This window comes from Brooklawnia sp. (assembly GCF_032229645.1).
Classification (GTDB): Bacteria; Actinomycetota; Actinomycetes; order Propionibacteriales; family Propionibacteriaceae; genus Brooklawnia.
Genome location: NZ_JAVTWX010000122.1, coordinates 1 through 22,846, shown reverse-complemented (window position 1 = coordinate 22,846; position 22,846 = coordinate 1). Strand labels below are relative to the sequence as shown.

21 protein-coding genes and 1 pseudogene are annotated in these 22,846 nt (G+C 64.7%); 11 read left to right on the top strand and 11 right to left on the bottom strand.

Going from position 1 to position 22,846, the window contains the following annotated elements; translation table 11 throughout:
• Positions 1–2: 2 nt before the first annotated feature.
• Positions 3–680, bottom strand: coding sequence for a response regulator transcription factor (locus tag AAFP05_RS09375; RefSeq protein ID WP_341729596.1), 678 nt, complete (start codon positions 678–680; stop codon positions 3–5).
• Complete coding sequence (locus AAFP05_RS09370; RefSeq protein ID WP_341729595.1) at positions 677–1,855, bottom strand: ATP-binding protein; 1,179 nt, start codon at positions 1,853–1,855, stop codon at positions 677–679. The genes AAFP05_RS09375 and AAFP05_RS09370 overlap by 4 nt, the downstream gene beginning before the upstream one ends.
• A gap of 205 nt (positions 1,856–2,060) precedes the next feature.
• Here AAFP05_RS09370 and phoU point away from each other — a divergent pair, with 205 nt between their 5' ends.
• On the top strand, positions 2,061–2,726 hold the full coding sequence (gene phoU / locus AAFP05_RS09365; RefSeq protein WP_341729594.1) for a phosphate signaling complex protein PhoU: 666 nt from the start codon (positions 2,061–2,063) through the stop codon (positions 2,724–2,726).
• Positions 2,727–2,737: 11 nt separating this feature from the next.
• On the opposite strand, the gene AAFP05_RS09360 is transcribed toward phoU, so the two are convergent.
• The 4 genes from AAFP05_RS09360 to AAFP05_RS09345 all read right to left on the bottom strand — a co-directional run bounded on the left by AAFP05_RS09360 (position 2,738) and on the right by AAFP05_RS09345 (position 8,205).
• Positions 2,738–3,730: a 1-phosphofructokinase family hexose kinase gene (locus AAFP05_RS09360; protein ID WP_341729593.1), complete on the bottom strand. Its 993-nt coding sequence runs from the start codon at positions 3,728–3,730 to the stop codon at positions 2,738–2,740.
• 236 nt (positions 3,731–3,966) lie between these two features.
• Complete coding sequence (locus AAFP05_RS09355; RefSeq protein WP_341729592.1) at positions 3,967–5,097, bottom strand: mannitol-1-phosphate 5-dehydrogenase; 1,131 nt, start codon at positions 5,095–5,097, stop codon at positions 3,967–3,969.
• A gap of 2 nt (positions 5,098–5,099) precedes the next feature.
• Positions 5,100–7,100, bottom strand: a complete 2,001-nt coding sequence (locus AAFP05_RS09350) for a PTS mannitol transporter subunit IICBA (protein WP_341729591.1) — start codon at positions 7,098–7,100, stop codon at positions 5,100–5,102.
• A gap of 355 nt (positions 7,101–7,455) precedes the next feature.
• A complete protein-coding gene (locus AAFP05_RS09345) occupies positions 7,456–8,205 on the bottom strand; it encodes a phosphoglyceromutase (RefSeq protein WP_341729590.1) in 750 nt (249 codons plus the stop codon).
• A 259-nt stretch (positions 8,206–8,464) separates the two neighbouring features.
• On the opposite strand from AAFP05_RS09345, the gene AAFP05_RS09340 reads away from it, so the two are divergent.
• The 3 genes from AAFP05_RS09340 to AAFP05_RS09330 all read left to right on the top strand — a co-directional run bounded on the left by AAFP05_RS09340 (position 8,465) and on the right by AAFP05_RS09330 (position 11,757).
• Positions 8,465–9,574, top strand: a complete 1,110-nt coding sequence (locus AAFP05_RS09340) for a hypothetical protein (protein WP_341729589.1) — start codon at positions 8,465–8,467, stop codon at positions 9,572–9,574.
• Positions 9,575–9,666: 92 nt separating this feature from the next.
• Positions 9,667–10,428: an SDR family oxidoreductase gene (locus tag AAFP05_RS09335; RefSeq protein WP_341729588.1), complete on the top strand. Its 762-nt coding sequence runs from the start codon at positions 9,667–9,669 to the stop codon at positions 10,426–10,428.
• A gap of 81 nt (positions 10,429–10,509) precedes the next feature.
• Entirely contained in the window at positions 10,510–11,757 is a 1,248-nt protein-coding gene (locus AAFP05_RS09330; RefSeq protein ID WP_341729587.1) for a hypothetical protein, read from the top strand.
• A 264-nt stretch (positions 11,758–12,021) separates the two neighbouring features.
• Here AAFP05_RS09330 and AAFP05_RS09325 read toward each other — a convergent pair whose 3' ends face one another.
• The 4 genes from AAFP05_RS09325 to AAFP05_RS09310 are packed head-to-tail and all read right to left on the bottom strand — an operon-like array spanning position 12,022 to position 15,797.
• Positions 12,022–12,384, bottom strand: coding sequence for a biotin/lipoyl-containing protein (locus AAFP05_RS09325; RefSeq protein ID WP_341729586.1), 363 nt, complete (start codon positions 12,382–12,384; stop codon positions 12,022–12,024).
• Positions 12,385–12,419: 35 nt separating this feature from the next.
• Complete coding sequence (locus AAFP05_RS09320; protein ID WP_341729585.1) at positions 12,420–12,707, bottom strand: hypothetical protein; 288 nt, start codon at positions 12,705–12,707, stop codon at positions 12,420–12,422.
• 8 nt (positions 12,708–12,715) lie between these two features.
• Positions 12,716–14,272, bottom strand: coding sequence for an acyl-CoA carboxylase subunit beta (locus AAFP05_RS09315; protein WP_341729584.1), 1,557 nt, complete (start codon positions 14,270–14,272; stop codon positions 12,716–12,718).
• 13 nt (positions 14,273–14,285) lie between these two features.
• Complete coding sequence (locus AAFP05_RS09310) at positions 14,286–15,797, bottom strand: methylmalonyl-CoA carboxytransferase subunit 5S (RefSeq protein ID WP_341729583.1); 1,512 nt, start codon at positions 15,795–15,797, stop codon at positions 14,286–14,288.
• A 169-nt stretch (positions 15,798–15,966) separates the two neighbouring features.
• Between AAFP05_RS09310 and asnB the strand changes: the two genes are divergently transcribed.
• From asnB to AAFP05_RS09285, 5 genes are all read left to right on the top strand, one after another.
• Positions 15,967–17,865, top strand: coding sequence for an asparagine synthase (glutamine-hydrolyzing) (asnB, locus tag AAFP05_RS09305; RefSeq protein ID WP_341729582.1), 1,899 nt, complete (start codon positions 15,967–15,969; stop codon positions 17,863–17,865).
• A 314-nt stretch (positions 17,866–18,179) separates the two neighbouring features.
• Positions 18,180–18,506, top strand: a complete 327-nt coding sequence (locus tag AAFP05_RS09300; protein ID WP_341729581.1) for a hypothetical protein — start codon at positions 18,180–18,182, stop codon at positions 18,504–18,506.
• A 4-nt stretch (positions 18,507–18,510) separates the two neighbouring features.
• Positions 18,511–19,212: a helix-turn-helix domain-containing protein gene (locus AAFP05_RS09295; RefSeq protein WP_341729580.1), complete on the top strand. Its 702-nt coding sequence runs from the start codon at positions 18,511–18,513 to the stop codon at positions 19,210–19,212.
• Positions 19,205–19,858: a nucleotidyl transferase AbiEii/AbiGii toxin family protein gene (locus AAFP05_RS09290; RefSeq protein WP_341729579.1), complete on the top strand. Its 654-nt coding sequence runs from the start codon at positions 19,205–19,207 to the stop codon at positions 19,856–19,858. The genes AAFP05_RS09295 and AAFP05_RS09290 overlap by 8 nt, the downstream gene beginning before the upstream one ends.
• Positions 19,859–20,020: 162 nt before the next feature.
• On the top strand, positions 20,021–20,161 hold the full coding sequence (locus tag AAFP05_RS09285) for a hypothetical protein (protein ID WP_341729578.1): 141 nt from the start codon (positions 20,021–20,023) through the stop codon (positions 20,159–20,161).
• Positions 20,162–20,198: 37 nt separating this feature from the next.
• Here AAFP05_RS09285 and AAFP05_RS09280 read toward each other — a convergent pair whose 3' ends face one another.
• Positions 20,199–21,365: a GAF domain-containing protein gene (locus AAFP05_RS09280; protein WP_341729577.1), complete on the bottom strand. Its 1,167-nt coding sequence runs from the start codon at positions 21,363–21,365 to the stop codon at positions 20,199–20,201.
• Positions 21,366–21,628: 263 nt separating this feature from the next.
• On the opposite strand from AAFP05_RS09280, the gene AAFP05_RS09275 reads away from it, so the two are divergent.
• Positions 21,629–22,624, top strand: a complete 996-nt coding sequence (locus tag AAFP05_RS09275; protein ID WP_341729576.1) for a thiamine pyrophosphate-dependent dehydrogenase E1 component subunit alpha — start codon at positions 21,629–21,631, stop codon at positions 22,622–22,624.
• A gap of 24 nt (positions 22,625–22,648) precedes the next feature.
• Positions 22,649–22,846, top strand: a pseudogene (locus AAFP05_RS09270) (alpha-ketoacid dehydrogenase subunit beta); the annotation flags it as partial.

Sequence of the window (22,846 nt, the reverse complement as noted above, 5' to 3'; positions counted from 1 at the left end):
CCCTAGCCGCTGAACTTGTAGCCGAGCCCTCGCACCGTGACCAGTTTGACCGGATGCGCTGGATCGGTCTCGATCTTCGCCCGCAGCCTTTTCACGTGTACGTCGAGGGTCTTGGTATCGCCGACGTAGCCCGAGCCCCAGACCCGGTCGATCAGCTGCCCGCGGGTCATCACTCGCCCGGCATTGCGCAGCAGCAGCTCGAGCAGTTCGAATTCCTTGAGCGCCAGCCGCACCGATCGTCCGCCCACCGCGACCTCGTGGCGTTCGACATCCATGCGGACATCGCCGACCTCGATCACCTCGGGCAGCAACCCGGCCTCCTGCCCGCGGCGCAGCACCGCATGGATGCGGGCCACCAGTTCGCGATGACTGAACGGCTTGGTCACATAGTCGTCAGCCCCCATCTCAAGTCCGACGATCTTGTCGACCTCCGAGTCACGGGCCGTGACCATGATGACCGGCACGCTTCCGCGCACCCTCAGCTGCCGGCAGACCTCGATACCGCTGATCCCGGGCATCATCAGGTCGAGCAGCACCAGATCGGCGCCGCCTCGGTCGTACTCGGCCAGCCCCAGGGTGCCATCGGGTGCCTCGGCGACATCGAAGCCCTCACGCTGCAGCATGTACGACAAGGCATCGCGATACGACTGCTCGTCCTCAATGATCAGGATGCGGGTCACTGAATTCCTCCCAGCGTCAGCGGCGGGGCCCCCGCCTGGTCCGGAGTCCGTTCGTAGGCGGGCAGCCGTAGCGTGAAGGTGGAACCCTGGCCGGGTTTGCTCCACACGTTCACGCTACCGCCGTGCGCGCCGATCGTGTGCTTGACGATCGCCAGACCCAGTCCGGTGCCTCCCTCGGACCGGCTGCGCGCGTAGTCAATCCGGTAGAAGCGCTCAAAGATGCGGTCCTGCTCCTCGGACGCGATACCGATGCCGTTGTCGGAGACCGCGATCTCGACGAAGTCGTCACCATCATCTGAGCCGGCCCGGCTGCTCACCGATACCCGGGCGCCCAGATCCGAATAGTTGATGGCGTTTTCGATCAGGTTGACCACGGCCGCTGCGAGCTGCCGTTGGTCGCCTAGTACCTGCAGACCGGGCGTCACAGCGGTAGTCAGGTTCACCGACCGCGATCGGGCCAACTCTTGGCACTTCGCGATGGCGTCGGCGATCACATCGTCGACCTCGACGATCTCGGGTTGCAGGAGCGGGTCATCCGATTGCAGCCTTGACAACTCGATGATCTGGCCGATGAGCTCGCTCAGCCGCTCGGCCTCGGCGATCAGCCTTCCGGCGAATCGCTTGATGGCCTCCGGATCGTCATAGGCGTCGTCGACGGCCTCCGCCAGCACGCGGATCGCGCCGACCGGCGTCTTGAGTTCGTGACTGACGTTTCCGACGAAGTCGCGTTTGATCTCGTCGGTGCGCAGCTGCGCGGAATGGTCGTCCGCTATCGCCAGGACGATGCCATCGCCCAGCGGCGCAACGCGGGTGGCCAGCTCGACCACCGGAGTGCCCGCCTCGCGGCTACCGTTCAGCACCGAACCGGCCGCCTGGCCGCTCTGACGCACGCTGCGGATCATGTCGAGCAGCGCTTCGGGGCTGACTCTGCTGCCCCGCACCAGTCCCAGCGTCCGTGCCTTCGGATTTGACAGCAGCACTTCGTCGTAGGGCCCAATGACCAGCGCGGCAGCGCGCAACAATCCGACGGCGACCTGCAACTGCTTACTGACTTCGGGAGCGACCTCTTCCAGATCGGCCGCGGTGGCCCGGGAACGCTTCTTGATCCAATTCAACACCGGCTCGGTGGCCAGCCCGACGGCCAGACCGAGCGCGAGTGCCAGTAGAACCTCCACATCACCGATCATGCCAGAGAAAGCCGAATGCCTGCTGCCAGCCGGAAACCATCCGAAACCGCTAGTAGTCTTGGTATTCATGAGGGTTCGACGATGAGGCCGGACCGCAATGTTCACCCGGAGTTCACCAAAGCGCCAGTTGCATCGGGCATGCTGGGCTGACGTGCCTTGGTGAATCGGGGATGGAACAACAGAGGGGTAGCAGGTGCGCAAGATCTATCAAAGTGACCTTGAAAGCGTCGTCAACGAACTGGTCGTGATGTCCGACAGCATTCAGATCGCCGTGCGGGACGCCACCCGCGCGTTGCTGCAAGCTGACCTGCAGCTGGCCGAACGGGTCATCAGCGGTGACACCCGCATCGATGCGATGCATGACGAACTCGAAATGCGTGCGTTCACCATACTGGCGCGCCAGGCTCCGGTGGCAGGCGAACTGCGCACCCTGGTGGCGGTCATTCAGATGGTGGCGGCGCTCGGCCGGATGGGCGACCTCGCCGCGCATGTGGCCAAGATCGCACGGCTTCGCTATCCCGAACATGCCGTGCCGGAAGCGCTCAATCACAACTTCACCGAGATGTCGCGGGTCGCCCAGGAGATGGTGGGCAATGTTGGACGAGTGCTGGCCGAGCGCAACCTCGAAGAGGCCAAGAAGCTGGCCGAAGAAGACGAGGTGATGGACGACCTGCGCAGCGAGCAGTTCCGAGTGATCCTCGGCGACGAGTGGAACGACGGTGTCGAGAGCGCGGTGGATGTCGCGCTGCTCGGACGCTACTACGAGCGGATCGCCGACCATGCGGTCTCGATGGGCCGCCGGATCATCTACATCATCACCGGCGACCTGCCCGAGGGCGAGAACTGGCCGTCTACCTAGGCCGGGTCTGGCTATCTCAGCCTGGTGCAGACCACCGGGCTGGCAGGCAGATCATCCGGACGAGGCAGTGTGGTGCCGGGCAGGGACGCCGCGGCTGAACCGTAGGCGATCGCGCTGGCCAGGGATTCGGCGGCCGACTTACCCGCCACATCGGCCAGGATGAAGCCTGCCACCGAGGAGTCCCCCGCGCCCACGGTGCTCGCCACCGTGATCTTCGGGGCAGACGCATACCAGGCGCCCTCGGCATTGACCAGTACTGCCCCGGAGCCGCCGAGGGTGACCAGCACGTTGGCGATGCCGCGGGCGTGCAGTGCGGTGGCCGCGTCGACGATCTCATCCAGTTGCCCGGCCTCCGCGGCCCGCTCGAAGGCGACCGCGTCGCCGCCGGTCAACTGCGCCAGCTCATCGGAATTCGGCTTGATGAGATCGAAGTATCCACCCGGCAGCGCATCGAGGACCGCATCCAGGCTGGCGTCCGAGGTGTCGACCGCGATCTTGGCGCCGGTGGCGTGCAGCCCGTCGACCAGCCTCGCGTACCAGTCCACGGGGGCGCCGGGGGGCAGCGAGCCCGACAGCGCTACCCACGACGCGCCCTCGGCCGCGTCCATCAGCAACAGCGACGCCTCGGCGACCTGAGCGGCGCTCAGCTTCGGTCCCGGCCCGTTCAGCTTCGTGGTCACACCGCTCGGCTCGGTGACCGTGGTGTTGCCGCGCACATGCTGCTCGGCGGTCAGCTTGATGCCGCGAATCGGCATCGGCTCGGCGGCCCGACCTGCAAGCATCGTGTACTCATCGTCCAGACCGCCGCAGACCGCGATCACCTGACAGCCCGATCCGGCCACCACCCGGGCGACGTTGATGCCCTTTCCTGCGGCCTGCTCGGTGATGGACACCGCGCGCTGAACCTCGCCGCGACGCAGCTGATCATCGAGCGCGATCGTCCGGTCGAGGCTCGGGTTGGCGGTGAAAGCGACGACCAACGGCGTCGGCTGCGGCTCAGTCATGGTGGAAACCCTTCTGGAGTGTGCGTCATGGTCAAAAGTAGTCGAGCAGCAATCTCGACACGCGGCCGGGATGCCCGCAGCGTTGCGGCTTCGCTGATACACCGCCGCGAACCCCGCGTGGCCGAAGCCGGTGCGCAGACCGCGACGCGACCAGCCTAATTCGTACAACGCCCGAAGGTGAGGGGCACGGTCATTCGACCGTGCCCCTCACCTTCATTGATCGGTTCCGGGCGTGCTCAGCCCTGCGCCGACTTCACCACGTCCAGCACCGCCGGATAGAGCGGGTGATCGATCTCCAGCCCGGTGACGGAGCTGACGACGACCTCGGCGGGCTCGGTGACCAGCAGCCGCTGCAGTTCGACGGCTTCGGGATCGTCCGCATAGTCGAAGCGCAACACCGCACCCATCGCCGCCAGCAGGGCATCCGACGACAGCCCGCGTTCGGCCAGCTGCGACGCGGGCCCCACGAAGCGGTCGTTACGCGACAGTTTGCGCAGCGGCGAACGTCCGACACGTTCAACCGTGTCAGGCAGGTACGGATTGGCGAAACGGCGCATGATCTTGTCCGCGTAGGCCTCCAGCTCCACCTGGTCGAATCCGTACTTGGCGACGAGCAGCGAACGAGTCTCGGCGAGCACGGCAGCAACCTTGGCCTGGGTGTCCGGGTCGGCGAGCGCGTCCGAGATCTTACGCACGCCTGCCGCGTAGCCGAAGTACGCCGTGGTGGCATGCCCGGTGTTCACGGTGAACAGCTTGCGCTCGATATAGGGCGCAAGATCCGGCACCCAGGTGACGCCAGGGATCTCGGGTCGCTGATCGCCGAACGGCCCGGTCTCGATGGCCCACTCGTAGTAGTTCTCCACCGTGACGTCGAGTCCCGGATCCTGTGCAGGAACGATCCGGTCGACCGCCGTATTGGCGAAGACCGCCCGCTCGTCCAGATCGTCCCCCGCATAGCGCGAGCGGATCTCGGCCTGCAGGATGTCGGTACCGCCGATGGCGTTCTCACAAGCCATTACCGCGACACGCGGAGCGCCGGCGGAACGAGCGGCGATGCCGGCCGCGATGGCCGGTGCCACGAACTTCAGAATCGAAACGCCCACAGCGGTGGTGATCACATCTGCGGACGCAAGCGCCGCGGTCAGCGACTCGGGATCCTTCGCCGAGTTGATGGCGGCGAAGCCGCGCACCTCGTGAGTGCGCAGTTCGTCACCCACCTCATGCACCTGGTAGGAGTCGGCACCCTGAAGCTCTTCGATCAACTGGTCGGCCACGTCGGCGAAGACGAGTTCGTAGCCCGCCTCAGCCAGCAGCAGGCCGACGAAGCCGCGTCCGATGTTGCCGGCACCGAAGTGAACCGCACGCATGCTCAGGCCTCCCCGAGGATCGCAATGACCTCGTCCACAGAGGTAGCCTCCAGAAGCTTCTCCACCTGGTTCAGGTTGCTGAAGGTGATGGCCACCTTCTGCAGAATCTCCATGTGCGTGTTGTTGACGCCCGCGATGCCGACGACGAACTTGACGTCGTTGCCGTTCCAGTCGATGCCGTTCGGGTAGCGGACGAACGACATGGTCGAACGCTTCACCGAGTCCTTGGCCTCATTGGTGCCATGCGGGATCGCCAGGAAGTTGCCCATGTAGGTCGAGACGAGCCGCTCACGCTCATGCATGGCATCGACGTAGCTCGGGTCCACACCACCGGTGCGCACCAGCAGATTGCCGGCTTCGGTGATCGCCGAGTCGGCATCGGTTGCCGTGCCAAAGAGCACCACCGATTTGGCGGCCAGCACTTCGGAAGCAGTGCCGGCGGCTCGCTGCGGGGCGGCCGCCGCGGCGGCCGACGCTGCGGGAGCGGCCTCGGCATCCCCACCGGCGTAGGAATCGACGACCATCTGGACGACCTCGTCGTAGCGCGGCGAGTTCATGAAGTTGTCGACGGTGACCAGGATCGCACTCGGAGCGAGAGCCACCGCGCGTTCGCTGAGTTCGCGCTGGGTCACCAGCACGTCGACGTTGTCCTCCAGGTTTCGGACGGCCTTGTTGACCACCGTCACACCGTCGAAGCCGGCGTCCTTGACCTTCTTGCGCAGCACGCTGGCGCCCATGGCGCTGGAACCCATACCCGCATCGCATGCGAAGACGATCGAAGTGATGGGGGTTGTGGCCGTCTTGGTGGTCCCACCGAGCGAGGAGAGCGCGGCAGACTTCTTGCCCTTGTTGACCTCGGTCGCAGCGATCGCCGCCGACAGATCGCCTGCCTCGCCGCGCTCGATGTCCCGCTTGCGGGACCCTCTCAAGATGACCGATGCAACGAGGAACGTGACCGCAGCCGCGAATACCACCGAGAGAATCACGCCGACATAGGATCCGGGCGCGGTCTGTGCCATGACTGCCAGGAAGGATCCCGGTGCTGCCGGGGCCCGCAGGCCGGAGCCGAAGATCATGTTGGTGGTGACGCCGGTCATACCGCCGAGGATCATCGCGATCAACAGCGAGGGCTTCATCAACACGTACGGGAAGTAGATCTCGTGGATGCCGCCGAAGAACTGGATGATCGCGGCGCCGGGAGCCGAGGCCTTCGCCGCGCCCAGACCGAAGAAGCTGTAGGCCAGCAGCAGGCCAAGGCCGGGGCCAGGGTTGGCTTCCAGCAAGAAGAGGATCGACTTGCCGGTCTCGGACGCCTGGGCGGTGCCAAGCGGGGTCAGCACGCCGTGGTTGATGGCGTTGTTCAGGAAGAAGACCTTCGCCGGCTCGATGATGATGCTGACCAACGGCAGCAGGTGCGCATTGATCAGCCAGTCCACACCGGAACCGAGCACGTCCATGATGAAGTTGACGATCCGGGCGATGACAGCGAAGCTGAAGAGCATCAGCAGGAAGCCAACGATGCCCGCAGAGAACATGTCGACCAGCATCTCGAAGCCGGCCTTGACCTTGCCCGCCCACAGTGCGTCGAGCTTCTTCATCACCCAAGCGCCTAGCGGGCCCATGATCATTGCGCCGATGAACATGTGGATCTCGCCGAGCTGAGCCGCATCGGCGGGAAGCGTTGCGTTGAATTGGGCGATCAGGTAGTCGGACCCGACGATGGCACCCATGGTGCCGAGGGTGCCGACGACGCCGCCGCGGAAGTCGTAGACCATGCGTCCGCCGGTATTGGCGATGATCAGCGGAAGCAGGTAGTGGATGGTGGGCCCGACCATCAGGGCCAGGCCCTCGTTCGGCGCCCAACCGGCCGGGATGAAGAAGGCCGTCAGCAGGCCCCACGCGATCAGCGCGGGAATGTTCGGCATGATCATGCCCGAGAGGAAGGTCCCGAACTTCTGGACTGCTACTCGTGCGCCCTTAGGCGCGGCAGTTGATGCACTCAAGATTTGACCCCTGTTCATGTGCACGATGTTTGGGTAGTCCGGGAAGAACCGGCGTCACCGCCGCCCAGACCCGTTGCCGCTCACAGTAGCAGCCAGTCATCCACGACTGCAGTAGCTTCTGCGCAGGTCTTCGAGTATGCCCGTGGTCTATAGGATCCGGGCCGTAACTACTCCTGCGGAGGTGCCGAAGCAGATTCAAGACGCCCTATGAACCGGCAGCGACTGCCAGCCTCAGCCAGACCAAAGCGACGGGGCCGGGCGCGTCCAGTCGGATGCGCCCGGCCCCGTTCTTGTGTGGCCGGTCGAGTCGCGGCTGCCTTGATTCGGCGGACGACTCGGTCGGCGTGGAGGGTCCCTACTTCTTGCCCTGGTTGGCCACAGCCTTCTGGCCGGCCTCGGCCGCCTCGGGGTCGAGGTAGCGACCGCCACGAGTCACCGGCTTGAAGTCGTCGTCCAGTTCGTAGAGCAACGGGATACCGGTCGGGATGTTCAGCGCGGCGATTGCATCGTCCGAGATGTCGTCGAGGTGCTTGACCAATGCGCGCAGCGAGTTGCCGTGCGCCGCAACAATCACGGTCTGACCGGCGGCGAGGTCGGGCTTGATGTCCGATTCCCAATACGGCAGCATGCGGGCGACGACGTCCTTGAGGCATTCGGTGCGCGGACGTTCGTCGGCAGGGATGTCGGCGTAGCGCGGATCGCTGAACTGCGAGTACTCGGCATCCTCGTCGAGCAGTGGCGGCGGCACATCGTAGCTGCGGCGCCACTGCATGAACTGCGTCTCGCCGTACCTCTCCAAGGTGTCGGCCTTGTTGAGACCCTGCAGCGCACCGTAGTGCCGCTCGTTGAGCCGCCACGAGCGCTGCACCGGGATCCAGTGACGGTCGCAGTTGTCCAGGGCGAGATAGGCAGTGTGGATCGCGCGGCGTAGCAGGGAGGTGTGCAGCTTGTCGGGGAGTAGGCCCTGCTCGGCTAGCAGCTCGCCGCCGTGCTTGGCCTCTGCGACACCCTTGTCAGACAGATCGACATCCACCCAGCCGGTGAACAGGTTCAGGGAGTTCCATTCGCTCTCGCCGTGGCGGAGCAGGATGAGCTTGTAGGTCATGAGCCAATCCTAACGACGCGCTCGCTTCTGGGAATGGCTGATCGCAGATGATTTTGCTTGTTGATTCGGCCTCGGCCACACCACCGGCCGACTGCCCTCACAGGAACTCACAGGCAAAGAAGGGCACCCCAGTTTGCTCATCTGGATCCGGAGCCTTAAGATTCCTTAAGAAACCGAGGGCTTCTCTCAGATTTGAACAAGATTCAATCAAGCGTGATGGGTTGCGCAAACAACCCGAAGTTGGGTTGTTGAGGAAAAGATGGCTGCAGCAAGGGCACTTCCGGTAGACACCGGCGACCAGATCTCCGGTAGCACTGATCCGGCTCCTTACTTGGCGACGCGTTCCGCTGCGTACACCCCCGCGCGTTCTGCGGCGTACACCGCCAGTCGCGCGCTGCCGCACAGCAGCAGTGCCGGCGCCCGGCGCGCAGTGATCGACACCGTCGACCAGATCACCATCGACGAGTTCGCCGCTCCCCGACGTTGCCAGGCCCGCCGCGCGATGGACTCGGTCGCGGCCGCTCAGAACGCCGTCCTGGTCGCGGCCATCGCTGGTCCGGTGGCCCGCGCCGCCGAAGCGATGCGTGCGGCGGAAGCCCTTGAAGCCGAAATCCCCACCGAAACCCTGGACACGACTGCCATCTTGGCTACCGGATCCAGTGTTGCCCCGGCCCCCAGCGCCTTCGTCGCCCGCAAGGTCCGCCGCCGCCGCGGCACCATGGGCATGCTCGGGCTGGCAGCCGCGATCACCTTCACTGGTGTGGGTATGTCCGTTCAGGCCGTTTCGGCGGACGACAGCATCAACCCGGACTCGATCTTCAGCACTGCGAACCCCGAGGCACTGGTCACCTCACGGCTGGACGAGGTCAGCCGCGACAGCGCGCGCCCCGATCTCAAGGAGATGGCCGCCAGCCAGCCCGTGATGGCGCTGACCGCCGCGCCCACCATCGAAGGCATTACCGCCCCCGGCCAGCTCGCCCCGAAGACGCCTCAAGAGGCGATGGCGACCGCCGCGTCCATGGTCGGCAACCAGAACTACGGCAATATGTGCCTCGCTCTCGTCTCCGCCTTCTACGGTTATTCCAGCGCCGGCATCGCCAGCGCCCAGGACGCCGCCGGAGTCATCTCCGCAGCGGGCATGATGCATACCGACATGACCGACATCCCCGTCGGTGCTCTCATCTGGTACGACGGTCTGCCCAGCGGAAACCCCTTCGGACACGTGGCCATGTATGCAGGCGACGGCCAGATCTACAGCAACGGCGCCAGCACCGGTGTCGGTACCATGTCGATCAATACACCAGCCAAGGACTGGCACGAGCCGATCATCGGCTGGTCGGCGGTCTGGCTGCCCGGCGCAACCAAGTAGGCGCACCGGCCTCGAGAACTTGGGGCTGGAGGATCCTTGCAGGCGCCTGGCCCGGTGGTCGTCGTGTACGACCGTAAGACACAATGGGAAGCATGAGCCATCTGCCTACTGCCCCGAACGAACAAAAGATCGCAGTCGTCACGGGTGCTTCCAGCGGCATCGGAGCCGCAAGTGCCCGGGCATTAGCGGCCGAGGGATTCAAGGTTTTCTGCGCGGCTCGGCGCATCGAGCAGCTCACCGCACTGGCCGATGAGATCGACGGCGTGGCGATCGCCTGCGATGTCACCGTCCAAACCCAGGTGGACGCCCTGGCCGCTGCGGTGGGACCGCGCTGCGATCTGGTGCTTAACAACGCCGGCGGAGCCGTGGGGCAAGACCCGATCGAGACCGCCAACGTCGCCGACTGGGAGAAGATGTACCAGATCAACGTCGCCGGCACCCTGCGCGTGACGCAGGCGCTATTGGGTGCGGTCGAAGCAGCCCACGGCGCGTTCATCTTTATCACCTCGACAGCGGCCGAGACCGCCTATGAGGGTGGCGGCGGTTACTGCGGTGTCAAGTCGGCCGAACGCTACATGGCCGGCTCGTTGCGTCTGGAGCTCGCCGGACGCCCGGTGCGGGTCTGCGAGATCAGCCCCGGCATGGTGCACACCGGCGAGTTCTCACTGGTTCGGTTCAACGGAGATCAGGCCAAGGCGGACGCCGTCTATGCCGGGGTCGACCAGCCGCTCGTCGCCGAAGACATCGCCGAGTGCGTTCGCTGGATCTCCACATTGTCCGAGTACGTGAATATCGACCGCTTGGTGATCAGGCCGCGAGCCCAGGCGTCCAACTGGAAAGTCGCGCGTGACTGAGGCTCACTCAATAGCTCCGGCGCTTACTAAGGCCACTCCAATAGCCGCTCCGGAAGCGCGAGACGGCCGGTGAGGCGTTGGGTGGCAGCCATCGCTGCGATGCTGCTGCTCCTCGGAGCACTCGGCTGGTGGCATCTGGCCAGCGCCCGGCTCGCTCCGATCAGCCAACCCTCGCGGGAGGCAGCCCATGTGCGGACGCTCGCCCGCGCACTGGACGCGGGTGCCGGCGCGAAGATGCAGGCCTATTTTCCCGAGGGTGAGTTCTTCACCTGGACGCTTACCGGGCTCTCAGCGGGACGACTGGCGGCAGAGGGCGAGAACCCCGATCAGAACATGGCGGTCGTGACAGCCGCAGTGGCCGCCACTGCCCGGCCAGAGGTCGCGGCGCAATTCGGCACCGGGCATCGTGGGGTGCCGCACGGGGCGTTCTATCACGGTTGGCGACTGTTGCTCCTCGTGCAGCAAGCAGCGGTTACCTCAGATCCAGCACAACTGGCGCAGGTGCATGATGAGGCCACCCAGTTGCTGGCCGCACTCGACGCGCCCGGCCAGCCCCCGTTGACCTCATACCCTGGGCAAGCCTGGCCCTGCGATCTGGTGGTGGCCTGGGCGGCGATTCATCAGGCGGCGCGCCTGCAGCCGATCGACGGTCTGGACGAGGCCACCGAGCGACTGCTGGAAGGGATGGAAGGCTGGCGCGATCCGGCCACCGGACTGCTCGGCCACCAGTTCAGGGCACTCGGCGGCAGTTTGGTTTCGGGGGCTCGTGGCTCATCGCAGGCCATCATCAACAGCTACCTGCGCGACATCGATGCTGCCGTGGCCGATGCCGAGTGGGCGAGCTTCACGAGCCAGTTCGTCACTCGCGTCTACGGGCTGGTCGGGGTCCGCGAGTACCCTCTCGCCGCAGGCAATCAGCCCGGCGACGTCGATTCGGGTCCGCTGATCGCGGGGGTATCGCTCTCCGCGTCCGCGGTGACGCTGGGCGCTGCGCTGGCCAACGCAGACACCGTGCTGGCAGCGCGGCTGGGTCAGGAGGCCGAGTTATTCGGGATGCCGCTGCCCTGGCCCGGACTGCAGGCCCTCGATGGCCGCAGCTTCGCGTTCGGCGTCCTTCCCGTGGGTGACGCGTTCGTGGTCGCGGCCCGGACGCAGCCGTTCGGCGCCGCAGTCGACTTCGTCCAGACCGGCACGCCGACGATCGTCTGGTGGCCCTGGTTCGTGGCCGCGAGCCTGCCCCTCGCGGCGGGGGCGACCGTCTTGGTCTTGGAGCGGGCCCGGAGCCGCCGGACCGCAAAGGCAGCGGCTACCCCGAGTAACAGCCGCTAGCGATCTGCACAGCGCAAAGCGCAGCGGCTACCCCGAATAACAGCCGCCAGCGATCATTCGGCAGCCACTGCCACTTCCGGCAGCCACTCGGACGCAGGCCTACGCATTCCGGCAGCCACTGCCACTTCCGGCAGCCACTCGGACGCAGGCCCGCGCATTCCGGCAGCCGCTGCCACTTCCGGCAGCCACTCAGAGAGCAATCAGGGGTGCCAGTCGTCCCTGAGGACAACCAGCACCCCTGAAAGGTGAGATTCAGACCAAAGCTCAGGCGAGCGTGACCAGAGCCTGACCACCCTGGACGGCCTCGCGTACCTCGACCAAGACCGAGTCCACAGTGCCATCGCTGGGCGCGGTGATCTCGGTTTCCATCTTCATGGCTTCCAGGACGATGACGACCTGGCCGGCCTCGACCTTGTCGCCCTCCTTCACCAGAATGCGGGCCACCGAACCGGCGAGCGGCGCGGTGATCGCGTTGGCGGCGGAACCGGGTACCGAAGCGGTCTGGCGAGTGGGCGCAGACATCGGCCCACCACCGATCACGATCGGAGCCGGAACAGCCCGGACCTCCTGCTCAGCTTCAACATCAACGACGTATTCGGTGCCGTTGACTGTCATCTTGAGACGCATGTCATTCCTCTTTCAGTTCATCAACCAGACACCGGTCACACAGATGCCACTGGCATCGTGCCCCGCGAATTGTTCGTCGTGCGTGCGCGACGGCTCGCCGCGCTCCAGCCGGTATGGCTTGCGTAGCTGACGGCCTTCACGGTGCCCTTATAGCCCATGTAGGCAGCTGCAGCAGCCGCGATCACCATCAGGTCCTCTTCCGGAACCGGACGTTCCGCGCGGATCCTCGCGACCTCGGCCTCGAGCTCGTCTACCCGCTTGCTCAGTTTCTCGACCAGCGCCGCCAGTTCGGCGGTCGACAGATCGCTCGTCTCGTTACTCATCTGTGCTCCTAGACCGGGAAAATGCCGTGCTTCTTGGGCGGACGCTGAGTCCGCTTGTTCGCGGACAGCGCGAGCGCGACCGCGATCTGACGGCGGGTATCGGCGGGATCGATGATGTCGTCCACGTAGCCGTGGGCGGCAGAGGCGAACGGTGTCGCAAACTCATCGCGGTAGGCCTGCACCAACTCGGCGCGCTTGGCCTCGGGATCGTCGGCCGACTTGATCTCCCTACGGAAGACCACCGCCGCAGCACCGTCAGCGCCCATCACCGCGATCTCTGCACTCGGCCAGGCAAACACCTTGTCAGCGCCCAATTCCTTGGAGCACATGGCGAGGTACGAGCCACCGTAGGCCTTACGAAGCACAACCGTGATCTTCGGCACCGTGGCGGCCGAGTACGCGAAGAGCATCTTCGCGCCATGCCGGATGATGCCACCATGCTCTTGGGCGACGCCAGGCAGGAAGCCGGGAACATCGACCAGGTTGACCACCGGAATGTTGTACGCGTCACAGATGCGGATGAACCGGGCGGCCTTATCGGAGGCATTGATGTCGAGCACACCCGACATCGACTTCGGCTGGTTGGCGATGAAGCCGACCGAGCGTCCGACGATGCGTCCGAATCCGGTAACCATGTTTGTCGCGTAGCCGGCCTTGACTTCGAGGAAGTCACCGTAGTCGACCAGGTTGGCGATGACATCGCGCACGTCGTAGCCCTTGTTGCCCTCAATCGGGACGATGGTGCGCACCTCGGGCTGAAGTTCGACGTTGTCGTCCGGGAAGAGAACCGGCGGCTCCTCCGCGTTGTTCTGCGGCAGGAAGCTCAGGATCTTCTGGGCGATCAGCAGTGCCTGCTCATCGTTGTCCGCAACGAAGTCGGTGACGCCCGAAATCGCCTGATGAGCATCAGCGCCGCCCAGGGCATCCTGAGTGACGACCTCACCGGTAACCTGCTTGATGACCTCGGGCCCGGTGATGAACATGTGGGCCTTGCGGGTCTGGATGATGAAGTCGGTCAGCGCGGGGCTGTAGACCGCACCACCTGCACACGGGCCGGCGATGATCGAGATCTGCGGCACGACACCGGACAGCTCGACGTTGGCAAAGAAGACCTTGCCGTAACCGGACAGCGAATCGATGCCCTCCTGGACGCGCGCACCACCGGAGTCGTTGATGAAGACGAATGGAGCGCCGTTCATCAGCGCGCTCTCCATCGTCTCGGTGACCTTGGTGTTGTGCACCTCGCCAGCCGATCCACCCACGACGGTGAAGTCTTGGCTCGCCACGTAGACGGGCCGGCCCATCACCGAGGCGTGGCCGGTGACCACGCCATCGGCGGGCATGTCCGCCTTGTCCATTCCGAAGGCAGTGGTGCGGTTCTTGCGGAACGCACCGGTCTCGATGAACGAACCCGGGTCGGTGAAAGCATCGATCCGCTCACGAGCGGTCAGCTTGCCCTTCTCGTGCTGCTTCTCGATGCGCGCCTCGCCGCCACCAGCCTGCACGTGTGCCCGCTCCTCATTGAGGTGCGCCAGGCGTGCTTCCATAGTGTCTTGCGTAGCCATCTAGGTATCTCCCTCAGGCCGGTTCAACGGATACGGTGTGACTTGCCCCGTTGACGGTGACGTTGTAGCTGATCGGTCCGGCAAGAGCGTTCGCCTGGCCCTCGGCGGCGGCCTTCATCTGCGCCTCGGTGCGGGCGACAGACTTCGGGCCCTCGGAGCGGGCTTCGAAGAAGGTCGGTGCGACACCCGGGAAGAGCGCGTAGGTGAGGACGTCCTCTTCGGTACCGTCGTAGCCCTTGAGCGCCGCCGCCTGCGCGACCAGCGAATCCCATTCGGGGGCCAGCAGGTCGGCCGGACGGCAGGTGATCGGCTCCTTCTTGGCCTGCTCCTGCGCCTTGGCGATGACCTCCGGATTGCGCTCGGCGGGCGAAGCGCCGTAGTAGCCGAGCATCATGTCGGCGAACTCACCGGTCATGACCTTGTAGTCGCCCATCAGGACGTTGAAGACGGCCTGAGTGCCCACGATCTGGGACGAAGGAGTAACCAGCGGCGGGAATCCGGCGTCCTTGCGGCAAACCGGAACCTCGGCCATGACCTCGTCCACGCGGTCGGCAGCGCCCTGTGCGCGCAGCTGAGACTCCATGTTCGACAGCATGCCGCCGGGGATCTGCGAGGAGAAGATCTTGGTGTCGACCAGGGTCTTCGACTCGAACTCGGCGTACTTCGGGCGAATCTTCTTGAAGTGATCGCGCACCTTGTAGACGCGATCCATGTCGATATTGGCGGTGTATCCGGTGCCCTCGAGCATCTCGACCACGGACTCGGTCGGGTTGTGGCCCGGGCCGAGCGACATCGAACTGACCGACGCGTCAACCACGTCGGCGCCGGCCTCGATGGCCTTCATCAGCGCAACCTGGGTGACACCGGTGGTGGAGTGGCAGTGCACGTTGATCTGCACATCGGTGCCATAGGTGTCCTTGATGCCCTTGACGATGTCGTAGGCAGGCTGCGGCTTGAGCAGTGCGGCCATGTCCTTGAAGGCGATCGAATCGGCACCCATGTCGAGCAGCTGACCAGCGAGCTTGACGTAGCCCTCCACGGTATGGACCGGGGAGATGGTGTAGCAGATGGTGCCCTGGGCGTGCTTGCCGACCTTCTTCACGGCAGCCATGGCTCGCTCAAGGTTGCGCGGATCGTTCATCGCGTCGAAGACACGGTAGACATCCATGCCGGCCTCGGCCGACTTATCGACGAAGCGATCAACGACCTCGTCCTCGTAGTGGCGGTAGCCGAGCAGATTCTGCCCACGCAGCAGCATCTGCAGGCGGCTGTTCGGCAGCAGCTTACGGAAGGTCCGCAGGCGCTCCCACGGATCTTCATTCAGGAAACGGATACAACTGTCATAGGTTGCCCCGCCCCAACACTCGACTGACCAGTAGCCGGCAGCGTCAATATCTGCGCAAGCGTCGACCATGTCTTCCATGGCCATACGGGTGGCCAGCAGGCTCTGGTGGCCGTCGCGCAGCACCAGCTCAGTGATACCAATCTCGCGGGGTTCGGAGACCTCAATTTGTCGCGGACTCATGAGGCGATTCTGTCATGCCTGTTGCGAGCGCGAATGCCGGGGGGCCAAATGGTTTGACCACCCTTTGTTGCGATACTCGGCGATACTGTCTTAGGAGGCTGTCGGGTACCGTACCTGGCGGTCGATCATCCGGGGTCGGCAGGACGGTAGGTATCCGATGTGTGGCTTGATGGGCTTCATCTCGACCGGCGCACTCGACGAGGCGCGGGTCGGCCAAGTAGCCGAAGGCATGGTCTGCGAACGTCATCGAGGGCCGGACGACACCGCGGTCTGGCATGACGACCGAGCGGTCTTCGGCTTCAACCGGCTGAGCATCATCGATATCGAAGGCTCCAACCAGCCGCTGCGCTGGGGCCCGCCGGAGAATCCGGAGCGCTACGCGATGGTCTTCAACGGCGAGATCTACAACTACGTCGAGCTTCGCGCCCGGCTGTCCGCCGACGACCACGCGGTCTTCCACACCTCGGGCGACGGCGAAGCGATCCTGGCCGGCTACCATTATCACGGTCCCGGCTGGGTCAAGCAGTTGCGCGGCATGTTCGCCTTCATCATCTGGGACACCGAAACCACGACCGCGTTCGGGGCCCGCGACTGGTTCGGCATCAAGCCGCTCTACCTGGCCGACACCGGCGACGGGTTCGGGTTCTCGTCCGAGGCTAAGAGTCTGCGGGCGCTGACCGGGCCGGCCGAGGTCGACATGGACGCACTGCGGCACTACCTCGTCCTGCAGTATGTGCCGGAGCCGGAGTCCGCGGACGCGCATCTGCGCCGCATCGAGTCGGGCACCAGCTTCACGCTGCGCGACGGTGAGCTGACCACCAGCCGCTACTTCCGGCCTCGTTTCGCCCCCACCAGGGTGAACGGCCCCGAGGCAGAGGCCGAACTCTACGCGCAGATTCTCGAGGTGCTGGACGATTCGGTCTCCAAGCACATGCGCGCCGATGTGACGGTCGGTTCGTTCCTGTCGGGTGGCATCGATTCGACCGCCATCGCCGCGCTGGCGAAGAAGTACAACCCCGATCTGCTGACCTTCACCACCGGTTTCGAGCGCGAGGGCTACTCAGAGGTCGATGTAGCGGCCGAATCGGCCGAGGCCATCGGCGTCAAGCACTTCGTCAAGACCGTCAGCGAGACCGAGCTCTGCGAGACTCTGCCGCTGATCGTCTGGTATTTGGACGATCCGGTTGCCGACCCCGCCCTGGTGCCGCTCTACTTCGTGGCGCGCGAGGCCCGCAAACATGTGAAGGTCGTGCTCTCGGGTGAGGGCGCGGACGAGCTGTTCGGCGGTTACAACATCTACCGCGAACCACTGAGTCTGCGTCCGCTCACCGCGCTGCCCAACCCGCTGCGCAAGGGCCTGGCCGCGGTCAGCCGGGTGCTCCCCCAGGGATTCCGTGGCAAGAGCCTGCTGGAGCGCGGCTCAATCGATCTGGAGCAGCGCTACTACGGCAACGCGCGCAACTTCCGCGAGTCACAGGTAGAAGCAGTGCTACGCGACTACACACCCAGCTCGTTCCGCGACATCACCGACCCGATCTACGAACTGTCGAAGGGCTGGGACCCGGTAGCCCGGATGCAGCATCTCGACCTGTTCACATGGCTACGCGGCGACATCTTGGTGAAGGCCGACAAGGTCACGATGGCCAACTCGCTCGAACTGCGGGTGCCGTTCCTCGACAAGGAGGTCTTCGAGGTCGCCAGGCATATCCCCATCGGCCAGAAAATCACCCGCAACCAGTCAAAGGTCGCCATGCGCAAGGCGCTCGAGCCGGTCGTGCCGGCCCACGTGCTGAACCGCAAGAAGCTCGGCTTCCCGGTGCCTGTTCGCGTCTATTTGCGCGATGACTACGGCTATCAGTGGGCCCGCGAGATCATCACCAATGCCGGGACGACCGAGTTCATCGATCCCCGCGCCGCGTTGGAGATGTTGGACGCCCACCGCAAGGGCCAGGCCGACAACTCCCGCCAAATCTGGACGCTACTGGTCTTCATGCTCTGGTACGACATCTTCGTCACCGAACAGATCAAGCCCGAGATTCCGCACCCGGCATACCCGGTCCAGCTGTGAGGGCTGGGTAGCGCGCGTGTCACCTGATCAATAGTGCGGACGACCCTTACCGCACCATCGTCACCGAATTTCTGGAGCCCTGAATCATGCGGCCGCACTCCTCGTTCCATCATCGGCAGCGATGGGACTCCACCGAGCTACCCGCCGATCGAGTCCCGCATAGTCCGCGCTCGCTTCGCGCCGTCCGCAGCCGGAAGACGACCGCACACCCCGATGACCTCTACCTATGGTTGTGTCAGCTCCGCCGAAGCCCATACAGCTACGACTGGGTCGACAACTTCGGACGCCGCAGCCCACGTACGCCGCTGACGTCCATGATCGACATAGAGCCCGGCGACACCTTCATGACCATCTTCAAGCTCGTCACCGCAGAGCCCGGTCATTCGCTAACCCTCCGCACACGACCAGACACCGGCTGGTTCAGGGTCTTCGGCGACGTCGTTGTCAGCTACTCGATCGAGGACGACCAACACGAACGCTTCCTCGTCGCAGCGATCTGGTTCTCGCCCATCGGCCGGCGGTTCACGATGCTGCGCCGCAACATACTGGCCCTCGGCGACACGATCATGATGCACAAACAACTCGAGACACTGTGCCACCTGGCGCAACGACTGACGCGTGTCGCTCGCCTGATAGAATAACAATATGGACACGACAGCGCAGCTGGCGCGACGACTTGGGATTTCCGTCCCGCGCGTCCATCGTGAGTTGGACAAGCTTCATGTCAGCCGGACGAAACGTGGGGTGGCCAGAGAGATTCCACATGGCGCATATGCAGCCATAGCAGGAGCCATCGGAGCCACCCCGCTCATCCCCGATGGCACGACCCGCGAGCAGGTGCTCATTTTGGCAGCACTTATCCGTTCTCCACTAGGCCTGACCTCAGCGCGCGCGGTCGCAACCAAGTCGGGGACAAGCCCGACAGTTGCGTCCAGGATCTTGCAGGACTTGGAGAAGCACGACCTCGTTGAACGCAAGTCAAGGGTAGAGGCCAGGGGTCGTGCAATGAACGTGGCCCGTTGGCATGCACGAAATGAGGGGGCTTGGCCGCACGAGGTTTTGCATGCGGCGCGATCGGCGACGCTCCCCACTCCGGTTCGTTCGCCAACTCCCAGGCACCTGCCCAGAAAATTCCAACATCTGTTCTGGAACACGGATTCAAGCAGCTTGGCCCTTCCCCAAGATGCGACTTATGTGGCTCACCGTCTGCTGACTTCAGGTGGCGGTGAGGCAATGTTCTGGGCACTTCAGCACCTGCCGTCTGAAGCGATTGAGAAGGCTATTTCTATCCGCGGTGTCGATACCAGAACTAAATCGCTCGCCCGTTTGGTCATCCGCGATGCCTGAGTCAAGCGTCAACCGCGACCTGGCGTCCATTCGAGAGATTCTTCCGCGTGGGACAGCCGAGGCATGGGCGACGATCATCCCGGCTGTCCCTGAGTGCGCATATCTGGCAGGTGGTACGGCGCTTGCCGTTCATCTCAAGCACCGCATTTCGCGAGACCTGGACTTTTTCACCGAGCGCGAATTCGACGTGGATCAACTCGCGGCGCAACTATCGGAATTGGGAAGCTTCGCCCCGACACTGCTGGCAACCGGGACGCTGAATGGCATCTTCGACCGTACCAAGATCCAATTTCTTGAGGCCAGCTCTCAACGCAATGTGGAGGCACCCGCCGTCCTCGCCGGAATCCGTATCGCCTCCGTCCCTGATCTGATGGCGACCAAACTCAAGGTCATCGGGGACCGCGGAGCGCTGCGGGACTACTTCGACATCATGACGATCGAACAACAGACTGACATCAGCGTGGAAAACGGGCTGGAATTATTCATTCAGCGGTACCAGCCAAAGGTGCCCGACGCCGCAATTGCTCATCTGCTACGCGGACTCGGCTATATGGACGATGTTGTCGATGATCCGGGTCTGCCCGTTCCGCGAAAGACAATCGAGGACTACTGGGCCGCGCGCATGCGGACTCTGAATCCCTTCTGACACTCACTCGGCGCTCGGCCTCATGACGCAGTCGAAGCTCCGTTGGACGCGAATAGCTCGGCTTGCTCGAGGGCCAACTCGACGCCTTCTCCTTCGGCGTCGGGCGGGTGGATTCGTCCCGCATCTGCTTCGCAAGCTTCACCAGCTCCGCGATGATCTGTCATGATCCGCATCGATCAAGAGACCCCCGAACCGCCATCCGCCGATGACCTGCGCGCTCTATGGGATAAGCAGATGGCGAAGATTGAGCAGGCGAACCCGACGACCGCATCCCCGTCTCCGGCCATCACTCCCAGCCGCTGACGGAGCTGCCTCCTCACTTTGAAACGGCACATCGTGGTTACATACGCCGGTCGATCACCTGGATACTCTCGGCCAGCCGATAGGGACGCGAATGCACGACCGTGCCGAGTTCCCGATTGATGCGACTGATCTCGGCGCGCACCGCAGCCAGAGCGTCCGGGCGGCCATAGATGGCTTCGGCCAACTCACGGCCGCTCACCCCACCGCTGTGATCGGCGAGCCACGACACCACCGACGCGCGGCGTCCCTGCAATTCGTGGATGGTCTCGGCGCCTGAGCCCCGGATCGTGAACCAGCAGCGGTGCGCCGACAGCGTCAACTCCAGCTGCACGGACGTGCCACTCGATGCCGCCGGACGCAGCAGCCAGCCGCCGTGCAGCGGTTCCGCGCGAACCAGCCCGAGCCCGTCGACGCTGAACCCGTCGAGCGGCATGCCCGGCAGCCGGATGCGGTCCGCGGCGGCGATCCCACCGCTGGCCGCGACCCAACCCCAATGGTCGACCAGGGCCCACTGCCCCGCTGCCGGCGTGCGCGCCGAGGCGGCCATCCTGCGCAGCTCCCGCCGGTGGGTCTCCTTCAACTCGACACCGATCTGACGCGCGATGCTGGCGACCAGCGCCACCGCCATCGGGTTCGCCTCTCCCACCGGAAACGACAGATCGATGACTCCCAACGGCCGCCCGGAGCGCGGATCCACCACCGGGGCCGCGGCGCAGCTCCAGCCATGGTGGCTGATGCAGAAATGCTCAGCCGCATGCACATGGACGGGGATCCCGGCGCTGAGCGCTGTTCCGATCGCGTTGGTACCGACGGCCTGCTCCGACCACCGGCGCCCGGGCTGGAAGGCCAGCCGGTCGGCGCTTTGCATCATCTTTCTTCCGCCACCGCGCCACTGCACCGTGCCGCGCTCATCGGCCAGCACCAGCAGTACGTCGTCGTCGAGCAGCGGTTCGAGCATGCCCTTCACGAGGGGCAGCACCGCCAGGATCGGAGCATCCTCACCGCTCGGCCGGTCGGCGATCTCCGCAGGCTCCTTCGCCGGATTCACGCCGCTGCGTTTCATCCGAAGCCACGACTGTTCAATGACCGGCCGCGGCTGCGCGGGCGGACGCTCGCCACTGCACCAGGCAGCATGAATCCGCGCCAGCACCTCACGGTGCGACTTCTCGTCCGATGGCACGAATGCCACGTCGTAGGAGACCATGAAAGTTCACCTCGGCGTCATTGTCGGTGGTCTCCAGCTTACGGCCTGGATCCAAGCATGTCCCCTGTTGCGGGCGGCAGGAACTCGCCAGCGGGCACCGGGCGGAGCAACGTTGCAGTTCGTGACACCAGCGCGTTGGACATAGTCAGCGTCGGTTTCGCTGGCGGCATCGGACGGCCGCTCTGGTCGGGCCGACACCCAGCGGCTAGCCTCATCAAACCCGCGCACAGCGGGGGCCTCACACGAGTCGATGGAGATATCAGATGAGCGCACCTAATACTGAAATTCCGGGCCCTGCGGATTATCCGCATGATGAGCTTCTCGGCGCCTACGAGCGGATGAGCCGCATCCGGGCCTTCGAGGACCGCTTGCATATCGAGAACCTCACCGGCGACATTCCCGGATTCATCCACCTCTACGCGGGCGAAGAGGCCATCGCGGTCGGCGTCTGCGACAACCTGCGCAAGAGTGACTACATTTCGTCCACCCACCGTGGCCACGGCCACTGCCTCGCCAAGGGCTGCGAGGTTCGTCCGATGATGTGCGAGATCTTTGGCAAGGACGAAGGCCTCTGCCGCGGCAAGGGCGGATCGATGCACATCGCCGATCTGTCGGTCGGCATGCTCGGCGCGAACGGCATCGTCGGCGGCGGACCGCCACTGGCAATCGGCGCCGCGCTTTCGGCCAAGACCTTGGGCACCGACGGAGTCGGGGTGAGCTTCACCGGCGACGGCGGATCGAACCAGGGCACCACCTTCGAAGCCCTCAACATGGCCGTCGTCCTGAAGTTGCCGGCCATCTTCGTCTTCGAGAACAACGGTATGGGCGAGGCCACCGGGGCAGCCTTCGCGGTTGGTTCGCACGACATCGCCGGCCGCGCCGCATCATTCGGGTTGCCCGCGGTGAAGGTCGACGGCACCGACTACTTCGCCGTCCGCGCGGCCGCCAAGCAGGCTGTCGAGCGCGCCCGCGCCGGCGAGGGCCCCTCGGCGATCGAGGCAACAGCGGTTCGCTTCTACGGCCACTTCGAGGGCGATGCGGGGCTCTACCGCACTGCCGAACAACTACAGGAATTCAAGGACACCAGGGATCCGCTGAAAATCTTCCGCCAGCAGGTGGCAGGCATCATCGACGGATCCGAACTCGACGCCATCGACGCGGCCGCCGCGGCCGACGTCGACGAAGCAGTCGCCTACGCACGAGCCGCTGCCTGGCCCGATGCGTCCGAGGTAGCCACCGACGTCTACGCGTCCTACTGATCGGGAGCCGACATCATGACCACAATGAGTTACCGCGAAGCCATCCGCGCTGCGATGGCCGATGCGATGCGCGAAGATCCGACCGTCATCGTCGTCGGTGAAGACCAGCGGGGCGGCAAGGGTGGCATCAACCCCGACGAGACCATCGAGGCGTTCGGCGGCGTGATGGGCGTCACCAAGGGCCTGTGGACCGAGTTCGGCGACGACCGGGTCATCGACACC

Excerpts from the sequence above, each read along its gene's own strand:
- AAFP05_RS09360 (WP_341729593.1), bottom strand. The coding sequence starts at position 3,730 with ATGACTGAGCCGCAGCCGACGCCGTTGGTCGTCGCTTTCACCGCCAAC.
- AAFP05_RS09355 (WP_341729592.1), bottom strand. The coding sequence starts at position 5,097 with ATGCGTGCGGTTCACTTCGGTGCCGGCAACATCGGACGCGGCTTCGTC.
- AAFP05_RS09345 (WP_341729590.1), bottom strand. The coding sequence starts at position 8,205 with ATGACCTACAAGCTCATCCTGCTCCGCCACGGCGAGAGCGAATGGAAC.
- AAFP05_RS09340 (WP_341729589.1), top strand. The coding sequence starts at position 8,465 with ATGGCTGCAGCAAGGGCACTTCCGGTAGACACCGGCGACCAGATCTCC.
- AAFP05_RS09335 (WP_341729588.1), top strand. The coding sequence starts at position 9,667 with ATGAGCCATCTGCCTACTGCCCCGAACGAACAAAAGATCGCAGTCGTC.
- AAFP05_RS09325 (WP_341729586.1), bottom strand. The coding sequence starts at position 12,384 with ATGCGTCTCAAGATGACAGTCAACGGCACCGAATACGTCGTTGATGTT.
- AAFP05_RS09320 (WP_341729585.1), bottom strand. The coding sequence starts at position 12,707 with ATGAGTAACGAGACGAGCGATCTGTCGACCGCCGAACTGGCGGCGCTG.
- AAFP05_RS09315 (WP_341729584.1), bottom strand. The coding sequence starts at position 14,272 with ATGGCTACGCAAGACACTATGGAAGCACGCCTGGCGCACCTCAATGAG.
- AAFP05_RS09310 (WP_341729583.1), bottom strand. The coding sequence starts at position 15,797 with ATGAGTCCGCGACAAATTGAGGTCTCCGAACCCCGCGAGATTGGTATC.
- asnB (WP_341729582.1), top strand. The coding sequence starts at position 15,967 with ATGGGCTTCATCTCGACCGGCGCACTCGACGAGGCGCGGGTCGGCCAA.
- AAFP05_RS09300 (WP_341729581.1), top strand. The coding sequence starts at position 18,180 with ATGATCGACATAGAGCCCGGCGACACCTTCATGACCATCTTCAAGCTC.
- AAFP05_RS09295 (WP_341729580.1), top strand. The coding sequence starts at position 18,511 with ATGGACACGACAGCGCAGCTGGCGCGACGACTTGGGATTTCCGTCCCG.
- AAFP05_RS09290 (WP_341729579.1), top strand. The coding sequence starts at position 19,205 with ATGCCTGAGTCAAGCGTCAACCGCGACCTGGCGTCCATTCGAGAGATT.
- AAFP05_RS09285 (WP_341729578.1), top strand. The coding sequence starts at position 20,021 with ATGATCCGCATCGATCAAGAGACCCCCGAACCGCCATCCGCCGATGAC.
- AAFP05_RS09280 (WP_341729577.1), bottom strand. The coding sequence starts at position 21,365 with ATGGTCTCCTACGACGTGGCATTCGTGCCATCGGACGAGAAGTCGCAC.
- AAFP05_RS09275 (WP_341729576.1), top strand. The coding sequence starts at position 21,629 with ATGAGCGCACCTAATACTGAAATTCCGGGCCCTGCGGATTATCCGCAT.